Here is a 10,102-nt window from a genome sequence, read left to right as displayed (position 1 = left end):
TCAATGTCAACTGCATCCAGGGCGTCACCGCCAACGTGGAACACATGCACAGCCGGGTGTTGAACTCGCTGGGCATCATCACGGTGCTCAAGCCTTCACTGGGCTACAAGCTGTGCGCAGAAATCGCGCGCGAGGGCTCCGAAACCGGCAAATCACTGCACGACATCGTCGTCCTTGAGCGAAAACTGCTGACGCAAGAGCGCTGGAACGAGGTGTTCTCCTTTGAAAACCTGATCAGCCCGAAATTCGAGCAATAAGCGCGATCACCATAAACTCTGAAACCAGCAAGAAAGAGAGAAAACAAAATGACCGTTTCAATTGTTCTTCAATTCCTGGTCGTGCTTGCGGCCATCTGGATGGGGGCACGATCCTCAGGCATCGGCCTGGGTTTGTGGGGCGCGGTGGGCTTGATGGTGTTGGTCGGTGCCTTTGGCATCACGCCCACCTCGCCGCCGGTCGATGTGATGCTGATCATCCTGGCCGTCATCATGGCCGCGTCGGTCATGGAGGCCGCTGGCGGCATCGACTTTCTGGTTGGTATCGCCGAGCGCATCATCCGGGCCAATCCGAAGTACGTGACGATCGTCGCGCCGCTCACCACTTGGACCTTCACCTTCCTCGCCGGAACGGGGCATATCGTTTATCCGCTGCTCCCGGTGATCTATGAGACGGCACACCGCAATGGCATCCGACCAGAGCGACCCATGGCGGTGGCCACGATCGCCTCGCAGCAGGCCATCACCGCAAGCCCGGTGGCGGCGGCCACCGCAGCCATGATCGGCATGTTTGCTGAAAAGGGCATGACCGACTGGGGACTGCGCGAGATCCTGCTGATTTGCGTCCCCGCCACGCTCGTCGGCGTCATCGCCGCCGCCATCGTTTCGATGTTCATCGGCAAGGACCTCAAAGACGACAAGGTGTACCAGGCGCGGCTCGCCGCAGGCGAGATTCCACCGCCCCAATTGGCTGCGCAGCGCCCGGCGCTCAAACCAACGGCAAAGCTCGCGGCCTTCGTTTTCCTGAGCGGTGTTGCTCTGGTTGTGCTGTTTGGTTTCTTCCCGGCTCTGCGGCAACTGCCCGGGGCAAAAAGCCCACTGTCCATGCCCATCGTCATCGAAATCATCATGATGTCCATCGCGGCCATCATGCTTTTGGTGACCAAAGTCGCTGTGGACGATGTGCCCAAGACCGCCACCTTGCGTGCCGGCGTGGTCGCGGTCATCGGCATTTTTGGTCTGGCCTGGCTCGGTGACAGTTTCATTTCCGCCAACAAGGACCTGATTGTTCCCGCGATTGGTGAATGGGCGAAGGTCGCGCCGTGGACCTTTGCCTTCGGCCTGTTCCTGGCCTCGGTGTTGCTCTACAGCCAGGCTGCGACCACCCGGGCGTTGATGCCGCTGGGCGTTGTACTGGGCATCCCGCCCCAGTTCCTGATCGGTATGTTCCCGGCGGTCAATGGCTACTTCTTTATTCCAACCTATGGCTCACTGATCGCAGCGATCAACTTCGACCTGTCCGGAACCACAAAAATAGGACGCTACGTTCTGAACCATTCGTTCATGATTCCAGGACTGGTGGCCACGGGGGTGTCGGTCGCGACCGGCTTGTTGATCGCGCGCATGATCTTCTAAGCCGGGGTGGGGCAGGCGATGAGCGGCTCAAACGCCAGCGCTTGCCCCAAAGCGATAAACCCCATCGTCACCGAGCCTGCGCTGCAATCGCCCCTCAAACCACAACGCATGCAGATGGGCAATCGACTCACCCATCGCAAAGGTGGTCTGGTGCAGGTCGAGCGCACGCTTGAACAGCAGCGGCAGCAGTTCGGCGGCGCTGCGCGGTGTCTCCAGGCAGGCCTGCATCACCTCCAGCAGGCGCTCAGCGTGGTGATCGTGCAACTGCCCAATGCGCGCATGCAAGCCGGTAAACGGCTTGCCATGCGCCGGCAGGGTGAGCGTCTGGGCCGGCAGCCCTCTGAACTTGTCAATGGATTCCAGAAACTGCTTGAGCGGATTCGATTCAGGCTCCTGGTCGTAGACGCTGACGTTGGTGGAGATGCGCGGCAGCATCATGTCGCCGCCAATCAAGACTTGCAGCTCGTCGCAGTACAGCGCGATGTGTTCAGGCGCATGGCCGTAGCCGCTGATGCAGCGCCAGTCGCGCGTGCCGATGCTGAGCACGTCGCCGTCCTGCAGGCGCCGGTACTGGCGCGGCACGGCCGGCACCAGGGTTGAAAAATAGCTGCCGCGGCCCCTGATCTTTTCAAGGGAGGCCGGGTCGGTGAGTCCATGCAAGGCAAAAAAGTTGGCCGCCGCCTCGCTGCTGAAACCGTTGGGGCCCTGGCTGCCGATGCGTGCCATGCCGTGGTCAGTGGCGCTGATCCACAACCGAGCCTGCCAGCGCTCGCACAGCCAGTGCGCCAGGCCGATGTGGTCCGGGTGCATATGGGTCACGAGCACGCGCAGGATCGGCAGGCCGTCCAGCTCATGCTCAAAAACCTGTTCCCACTGCGCCTTGGCCGGCTCGGAGCTGATGCAGCAGTCGACCACGCTCCAGCCGGGCCGGCCGTCAATTTCATCGCGCAAGAGCCACAGGTTGATGTGATTGAGCGCAAACGGCAGGCCCATGCGCAGCCATTTCACGCCCGGCGCCACCGTGACGGCGCTCCCTGGCGCGGGCAGGGTGTCGCCCAGCGGGTAGTGCAACTGTTTTTCAAGTTCATCGGCGATTGGGTTTGCGCCGAGCGGTTCAGGTGGTTTCAAGCGGGCTCCAGATTTGCGACATAATTGACGTTTACGTAAACGTCAATCAAGGTCGGCATTTTAGGGGGTCGCACCCACGGCTGCTGTCACCAAGGTTGAACACCCTTTATGGCACCTACTTACAACATCAGCGATCTGGCCAAAGAGTTTGATCTGACCACGCGGGCCATGCGTTTTTATGAAGACATGGGCCTGTTGCAGCCCGAGCGCACCGGCCCGGGCGGGCGTTCGCGGGTCTACAGCGGGCGTGACCGCACGCGCCTGAAGCTCACGCTGCGCGCCAAGCGCCTGGGTTTTAGCTTGAGCGAGGCCAAGGAAATCATCGACATGTACGACAGCCCGCGCGACACCGGCGCGCAGCTGCAAAAATTTTTGCTGGTGCTGGCCGAGCACCAAAAACAGCTGGAGGCGCAGATGACCGATCTGCAGGCCAACCTCGATGAACTCAAAGAGCACCAGCGTGAGGCCAGAGCCCTGCTGGCAAGCAGCCGCAAGAAGCCCGACGCGACCCGCAGGATGGCCAAGGCGGCTCAAAGCCATGCGGCATAGAGGAGCGGACCTGCCAAAAATTTGCGGGACAGACCGCGGCGACGTGCAAAAGGCCCGCTCTGCTCGCAACCGATTAACTCAACCCAACGGAGACAACCATGACCCTGCCCGGACTTAACTTCCAACTCGGTGAAGACATCGACGCCCTGCGCGATACCGTTTACGAATTCGCGCAAAAAGAAATTGCACCGCGCGCCGCCCAACTGGACCAAGAAGACCAGTTCCCGATGGACCTGTGGCGCAAGATGGGAGACCTGGGCCTGCTGGGCATCACCGTGGGTGAGGAATACGGCGGCGCCAACATGGGCTACCTGGCGCACATGGTGGCGATGGAAGAAATCAGCCGGGCCTCGGCCTCGGTGGGCCTGAGCTATGGCGCCCACAGCAACCTGTGCGTCAACCAGATCAGGCGCAACGGCAGCCCTGAGCAGCGCCAAAAATACCTGCCCAAGCTGATCTCGGGCGAGCATGTGGGCGCGCTTGCCATGAGCGAAGCGGGGGCCGGCAGCGACGTGCTGTCGATGCAGCTCAAGGCGCAGGACAAGGGCGGCTTCTACCTGCTCAATGGCAGCAAGATGTGGATCACCAACGGCCCCGATGCCGACACGCTGGTGGTCTATGCCAAGAGCGAGCCCGAGCTCGGTGCGCGCGGCGTCACCGCGTTTCTGATCGAAAAAGGAATGAAGGGTTTTTCCATCGCGCAAAAGCTCGACAAGCTCGGCATGCGCGGCTCCAGCACCGGTGAACTGGTGTTCAACAACGTCGAAGTGCCCTTTGCTAACATCCTGGGCGGCCTGAACAACGGTGCCAAGGTGCTGATGAGCGGGCTGGACTACGAGCGCGCCGTGCTCACCGGCGGGCCGTTGGGCATCATGCAGGCGGTGATGGACAGCGTGATCCCCTACATCCACGACCGCAAGCAGTTTGGCCAAAGCATTGGCGAATTCCAGCTGATCCAGGGCAAGGTGGCCGACATGTACACGGTGCTGCAGGCCGGGCGCGCCTTTGCCTACACGGTGGCCAAGAACCTCGACTTGCTGGGGGCTGAGCACGTGCGCCAGGTGCGCAAGGACTGCGCCTCGGTCATTTTGTGGACGGCTGAAAAAGCCACCTGGATGGCAGGCGAGGGCATCCAGATTTTTGGTGGCAACGGCTACATCAACGAGTACCCGCTGGGGCGCCTGTGGCGCGACGCCAAGCTGTACGAGATTGGTGCCGGCACCAGCGAAATCCGCCGCATGCTGATCGGGCGCGAGCTGTTTGCACAGACCTGTTGACTGTTGCCAAGGCCCGATGAAGTATGGATCCTTCGCCCTGGGGCTCCGACAGGCTCAGCCCGAACGGACCTTGAAACATCATCGGGTCGAATCTATCAGTAAGATCGTCCCATGACATCACCTCTGCAACACCTGTTTGACAACAACCGCAACTGGGCCGCGCGCATGGAAGCGCAGCGGCCGGGCTTCTTCAGCGGCCTGGCGCACCAGCAGTCGCCCAAATACCTGTGGATCGGCTGCTCCGACAGCCGCGTGTCGGCCAACGAGATCACCGGGCTGGAGCCGGGTGAAGTCTTTGTGCACCGCAATATTGCCAATGTGGTGGTGCATTCGGACCTGAACGCGCTGTCGGTGATCCAGTTTGCGGTCGATCACCTCAAGGTCGAGCACATCATGGTCGTGGGTCATTACGGCTGCGGCGGCGTGCTGGCGGCCTTGCGCGGCACGCGCGTCGGACTGGCCGACAACTGGCTGCACCATGTGCTGGACGTCAAGCTGCGCCACCGCCGTCGCCTGGACCATTTGAGCGTGGCCGAGCAGGAAGACGTGCTGTGCGAGATGAACGTGATCGAGCAAGTTGGCAACGTGGCTTTGAGCAACGTGATGCAGGACGCCTGGGCTCGCGGCCAAAAGGTGGCGGTGCACGGCTGGTGCTATGGCATCAAGGACGGTCTGGTCAAAGACCTGGGGGTCACGATGCAGCGCCCCGACGAAGTCGTGAACGTCTTTCGCAGCGCGTTCAAACGCTATCCGCGCCCGCTGCTGCCCAACTTGCCGGACCCGGGCCTGGTCGCCTGAATTTATAAGAAATCAGGCTCTAGCCCCCGTATCCATTGCCTGAACAGCTATTAAATACAGAGTCAACATGTTCCCCACTCGTCTCGACTCCTCGCTGGCCTACGACATCGCCAAGGCCATGATGGACGGCTTTAACCGCCACTACCGGCTGTTCAGAACCGAATCAAGCCGCGCCAAGCACCGCTTTGAGACGGCCGACTGGCACGGCCAGCAGCGCGCCCAGCGCGACCGCATCGAGTTCTATGACTTGCGCGTGCGTGAGGCGTCCATGCGGCTGGTGCGCGAGTTCAAGGCCGACGAGCAGCCGATGGAGGTGTGGCAGCAGGTCAAACTGCATTACATCGGGCTGCTGGTGGACCACCACCAGCCCGAGCTGGCCGAAACCTTCTTCAACTCGGTCACGACCAAGATCCTGCACCACAGCTATTTCCAGAACGATTTCATCTTTGTGCGCCCGGCCGTGAGCACCGAGTACATTGAAAACGACGAGTCTGAGGCCAGTCCGACCTACCGCTCCTACTACCCCACGCACGACAGCCTGGCCCAGGTGCTGGCGCAGATGGTGACTGACTTTGATCTGCGCTGCCCCTTTGCAGACTTGCCCGGCGATGCGGCGCTGGTGCAGGCGGCCATGGCGGCGCAGCTGGGGGATGCCAAGCTGCGCGCCAATTTTCAGTTCCAGGTGCTGTCGGGCTTGTTTTTTCGCAACAAAGGCTGTTACATCGTTGGTAAGCTGATCAACGGCTTTAACGAGTTCGGTTTTGCCCTGCCGGTGCTGCACAACAAGGCCGGCCAACTGGTGATCGACGCGGTCTTGTTTGGCGAGGACGATCTGCTGATGCTGTTCAGCTTTGCGCGCGCTTATTTCATGGTGGACATGGAAATACCGTCGGCCTACGTGCAGTACCTGCGCAGCATGATGCCGCGCAAGCCGCGCAATGAGATTTACAACGCGCTGGGCTTGGCCAAGCAGGGCAAGACGCTGTTTTACCGCGACTTCCTGCACCACCAGCGCCACTCCACCGACAAATTTCGCATCGCCCCCGGCATCAAGGGCATGGTGATGCTGGTGTTTGATTTGCCCTCGTTCCCCTACGTGTTCAAGGTCATCAAAGATTTTTACCCGCCGCCCAAAGACACCACGCGCGAGCAGATCAAGGGCAAGTACCTGTTGGTCAAGCAGCACGACCGGGTCGGGCGCATGGCCGACACGCTGGAGTACAGCGAAGTGGGTTTCCCGCGCGCGCGCTTTGACGATGAACTGATTGCCGAACTGGAGAAATTCGCCCCCAGCCAGTTGGAGATCAGCGACCGTGACGGCGACGGCCGCATTGAAGTCATCATCAAGCATGTCTATATTGAACGGCGCATGATTCCGCTCAACATTTACCTGCAGGAGGCGTTTGACGCCGGCGGCGCCAACCCGGACGACACCAGCCCGGCGGCATTGCGGGCGCGCGAGCAGATCGAGCGCGGCGTGATCGAGTACGGCAACGCCCTGAAAGACCTGGTGGCCGCCAACATCTTCCCGGGCGACATGCTCTGGAAGAACTTTGGCATCACGCGCCACGGCAAGGTCGTGTTTTACGACTACGACGAGATCGAATACATCACAGACTGCAACTTCCGCAAAGTGCCGCAGGCCCGCAACGAAGAAGACGAGATGTCGGGCGAGGTCTGGTACAAGGTCGGCCCCCACGACGTGTTCCCCGAAACCTTTGCGCCCTTTTTGCTCGGCAATCCGGCGGTACGAAAAGTGTTCATGAAGCACCACGCCGACCTGCTGGACGCGGCCTTCTGGCAAAGCCACAAGGAGCGCATCCAGGCCGGCCATGTGTACGACGTGTTTCCCTATGACCAGGCGAAGCGCTTTCACCCGGAGATCGGCGATGCGGCTGTGCCCTTGTCAATCTGATTTTGCTCGCTTTTGTATAGCTGCTCGTGCAATACACACGGGGGCTGAACCCGATTTTTAACTGAAAGGACTTGATATGAATGACTCCATCGTTATCGTCAGCGCTGCCCGCACCCCCCAGGGCAGCTTTCAGGGCGACTTTGCCGGCCTCGCGGCCCACGACCTGGGCGGCGTCGCCATCCAGGCCGCTTTGACGCGTGCCATCAAAGGCTCCACGCTCAGCGCCGACATGGTCGACGAACTGATCTTTGGCAACTGCCTCATGGCCGGCCAGGGCCAGGCCCCGGCGCGCCAGGCCGGTTTCAAGGGCGGCCTGCCCAAGAGCACCGGTGCCGTCACGCTGTCCAAGATGTGCGGCTCGGCCATGCGCGCCACCATGTTTGCCCACGACATGCTGCTCGCCGGCAGTGCCGACGTGCTGATGGCCGGCGGCATGGAGAGCATGACCAACGCCCCCTACCTGCTGCAAAAAGCGCGCGGCGGCTACCGCATCGGCCACGACCGCATTTTTGACCACATGATGCTCGACGGCCTCGAAGACGCCTACGAAGCCGGTCGCTCGATGGGCACCTTTGGCGAAGACTGCGCCGCCAAATACGGCTTCACGCGCGCGCAGCAGGACGCTTTTGCCACCACCAGCGTGCAGCGCGCCCAAGCGGCGACCACCTCGGGCGCCTTTGCGGCTGAAATCGCGCCCGTGACGATCAAGGGCCGCACTGGCGACACCGTGATCTCCATCGACCAGGGCCCCGGCAAGGTCAAGCTCGACAAGATTTCATCGCTGAAACCGGCGTTCAAAAAGGACGGCACCATCACGGCCGCCAGCAGTTCCAGCATCAACGACGGCGCCGCCGCGCTGGTGCTGATGCGCGCCTCGACCGCCGCCAAACTGGGCTGCCAGCCGCTGGCGCGCATCGTCAGCCACGCCGTGCATGCGCAAGAACCCGAATGGTTCTCGACCGCGCCGATTGGCGCCAGTCAAAAAGCCCTGGCCAAAGCCGGCTGGGCCGTGAAAGACGTGGACCTGTGGGAAGTCAATGAAGCTTTTGCCGTGGTGCCGATGGCGCTGATGCACGAGCTCAAGCTCAGCCACGAGATCGTCAACGTCAACGGCGGCGCCTGCGCGCTGGGCCACCCGATTGGCTGCAGCGGCGCGCGCATCATCGTGACGCTCTTGTACGCGCTGCAGGCGCGTGGCCTGAAAAAGGGCCTTGCCACGCTCTGCATCGGTGGCGGCGAAGGCACCGCGCTGGCGCTTGAAATGCTATAAGTTAAATAGCTGTCTGCGCAAGACGGACGGGGGCTGGCGCCCCCTTTTTTATAAATTTGATGAACGATTGAGAGGCATGCCCCATGTTGCTAACCCAAGACCAGGAAATGATCCGCGACGCGGTGCGCGCCTTTGCCCAAGCTGAACTCTGGCCCAACGCCGCCCAGTGGGACAAGGAGCACACTTTTCCCAAGGAAGCGCACCAGGGGCTGGCCGCGCTGGGCGCCTACGGCATTTGCGTGCCGGAAGAACTGGGCGGTGCCAATATGGACTACCTGACGGTGGCGCTGGTGCTGGAAGAAATCGCCGCCGGTGACGGTGGCACCAGCACCGCGATCAGTGTCACCAACTGCCCGGTCAATGCCATCCTGATGGCTTATGGCAATGCCGCGCAGAAGAGGCAATGGCTGACGCCGCTGGCGCAAGGCCAGTTGCTGGGCGCGTTTTGCCTGACCGAGCCGCATGTCGGCTCGGACGCGTCCGGCCTGCGCACCACGGCCACGCGCGAAGGCGATGCTTACGTCATCAACGGCGTCAAGCAGTTCATCACCAGCGGCCAGAACGGCGACGTGGCCATCGTCATTGCCGTCACCGACAAGGGCGCGGGCAAGAAGGGCATGAGCGCCTTCATCGTGCCGACCAGCGCGCCGGGTTACGTGGTGGCGCGGCTGGAAGACAAGCTCGGTCAGCACAGCAGCGACACGGCGCAGATCAACTTTGACAACTGCCGCATTCCGGTCGAGAACCTGATTGGCCAGGAGGGCGAGGGCTACAAGATTGCCCTGGGTGCCCTGGAGGGTGGGCGCATCGGCATTGCCGCGCAAAGTGTGGGCATGGCGCGCAGCGCGTTTGAGGTGGCGCTGGCCTACGCCAAGGAGCGGCAAAGCTTCGGCACCGCCATCTTCAACCACCAGGCGGTCGGATTCCGGCTGGCCGACTGCGCCACGCAACTGGAGGCCGCGCGCCAGCTCATCTGGCACGCCGCATCCTTGCGCGACGCCGGTCGCCCCTGCCTGAAAGAAGCCGCCATGGCGAAACTGTTTGCCAGTGAAATTGCGGAGAAGGTCTGCAGCGCCGCGATCCAGACGTTGGGCGGCTACGGCTATGTCAGCGACTTTCCCGTCGAGCGCATCTACCGCGACGTGCGCGTCTGCCAGATCTATGAAGGCACCTCGGACGTGCAGAAGATCATCATTCAAAGGGCGCTGGCGTGACAAAAGGTGAGTCCCGTTGTGGCCAATCCAAGTCCTTACGGCTGTGAGTTGGCAATGGCCGCGCCGGCATCGAACGCGTTGTGTTGCGGCTGGTTGCGCAGCGCCCCGAGGTCATTGCCGACAACCCGCCCACAAGACGCCGGTGTACAGAATCGGTCAGAATGTCGACTGTCAGCCGTCAACGGCCTAAAGGATTTTTCCATGTACAAAAAAGCCAGCATCTCACTCGCCCTCTTCGCGCTTTCAAGTGCGTTGCTCGCGCAAGTGACGACATTTCAGACCAAGTCACTCACGCCTGAAACCGCGCTGACAGCGGCCCG

Annotated in this window: 8 protein-coding genes and 1 pseudogene; 8 read left to right on the top strand and 1 reads right to left on the bottom strand. The window is 61.6% G+C overall.

All coding sequences use genetic code 11. From position 1 onward, the window contains the following. Positions 1 to 257 (top strand): annotated as a pseudogene (gene aspA / locus GZ093_RS18020) (aspartate ammonia-lyase); the annotation flags it as partial. A 48-nt stretch (positions 258 to 305) separates the two neighbouring features. Then, positions 306 to 1,631 carry an anaerobic C4-dicarboxylate transporter gene (locus GZ093_RS18015; protein WP_296488686.1) on the top strand — a complete coding sequence of 442 codons (1,326 nt, stop codon included), beginning with the start codon at positions 306 to 308 and terminating at the stop codon, positions 1,629 to 1,631. 27 nt (positions 1,632 to 1,658) lie between these two features. On the opposite strand, the gene GZ093_RS18010 is transcribed toward GZ093_RS18015, so the two are convergent. Next, on the bottom strand, positions 1,659 to 2,759 hold the full coding sequence (locus GZ093_RS18010; RefSeq protein WP_296488683.1) for an MBL fold metallo-hydrolase: 1,101 nt from the start codon (positions 2,757 to 2,759) through the stop codon (positions 1,659 to 1,661). Between the two features lie 108 nt (positions 2,760 to 2,867). Here GZ093_RS18010 and GZ093_RS18005 point away from each other — a divergent pair, with 108 nt between their 5' ends. The 6 genes from GZ093_RS18005 to GZ093_RS17980 all read left to right on the top strand — a co-directional run bounded on the left by GZ093_RS18005 (position 2,868) and on the right by GZ093_RS17980 (position 9,782). After that, entirely contained in the window at positions 2,868 to 3,308 is a 441-nt protein-coding gene (locus GZ093_RS18005; RefSeq protein ID WP_296488681.1) for a MerR family DNA-binding transcriptional regulator, read from the top strand. Between the two features lie 98 nt (positions 3,309 to 3,406). Continuing rightward, complete coding sequence (locus tag GZ093_RS18000; protein WP_296488679.1) at positions 3,407 to 4,585, top strand: isovaleryl-CoA dehydrogenase; 1,179 nt, start codon at positions 3,407 to 3,409, stop codon at positions 4,583 to 4,585. A gap of 111 nt (positions 4,586 to 4,696) precedes the next feature. Further along, positions 4,697 to 5,383, top strand: a complete 687-nt coding sequence (can, locus tag GZ093_RS17995; RefSeq protein WP_296488678.1) for a carbonate dehydratase — start codon at positions 4,697 to 4,699, stop codon at positions 5,381 to 5,383. Between the two features lie 67 nt (positions 5,384 to 5,450). Further along, on the top strand, positions 5,451 to 7,298 hold the full coding sequence (aceK, locus tag GZ093_RS17990) for a bifunctional isocitrate dehydrogenase kinase/phosphatase (RefSeq protein WP_296488676.1): 1,848 nt from the start codon (positions 5,451 to 5,453) through the stop codon (positions 7,296 to 7,298). A gap of 76 nt (positions 7,299 to 7,374) precedes the next feature. Then, positions 7,375 to 8,568 (top strand): acetyl-CoA C-acyltransferase, encoded by a 1,194-nt coding sequence (locus GZ093_RS17985; protein ID WP_296488673.1) that lies wholly within the window; start codon positions 7,375 to 7,377, stop codon positions 8,566 to 8,568. Positions 8,569 to 8,651: 83 nt separating this feature from the next. Then, entirely contained in the window at positions 8,652 to 9,782 is a 1,131-nt protein-coding gene (locus GZ093_RS17980) for an acyl-CoA dehydrogenase family protein (RefSeq protein WP_296488670.1), read from the top strand. The last annotated feature ends 320 nt before the right edge of the window (positions 9,783 to 10,102 follow it).

It is taken from the genome of Rhodoferax sp. (assembly GCF_010365055.1).
In the GTDB taxonomy this organism is placed as follows: Bacteria; Pseudomonadota; Gammaproteobacteria; order Burkholderiales; family Burkholderiaceae_C; genus Rhodoferax.
The sequence above is the reverse complement of the archived record's forward strand: the minus strand, read 5'-3'. Positions and strand labels throughout refer to the sequence as shown.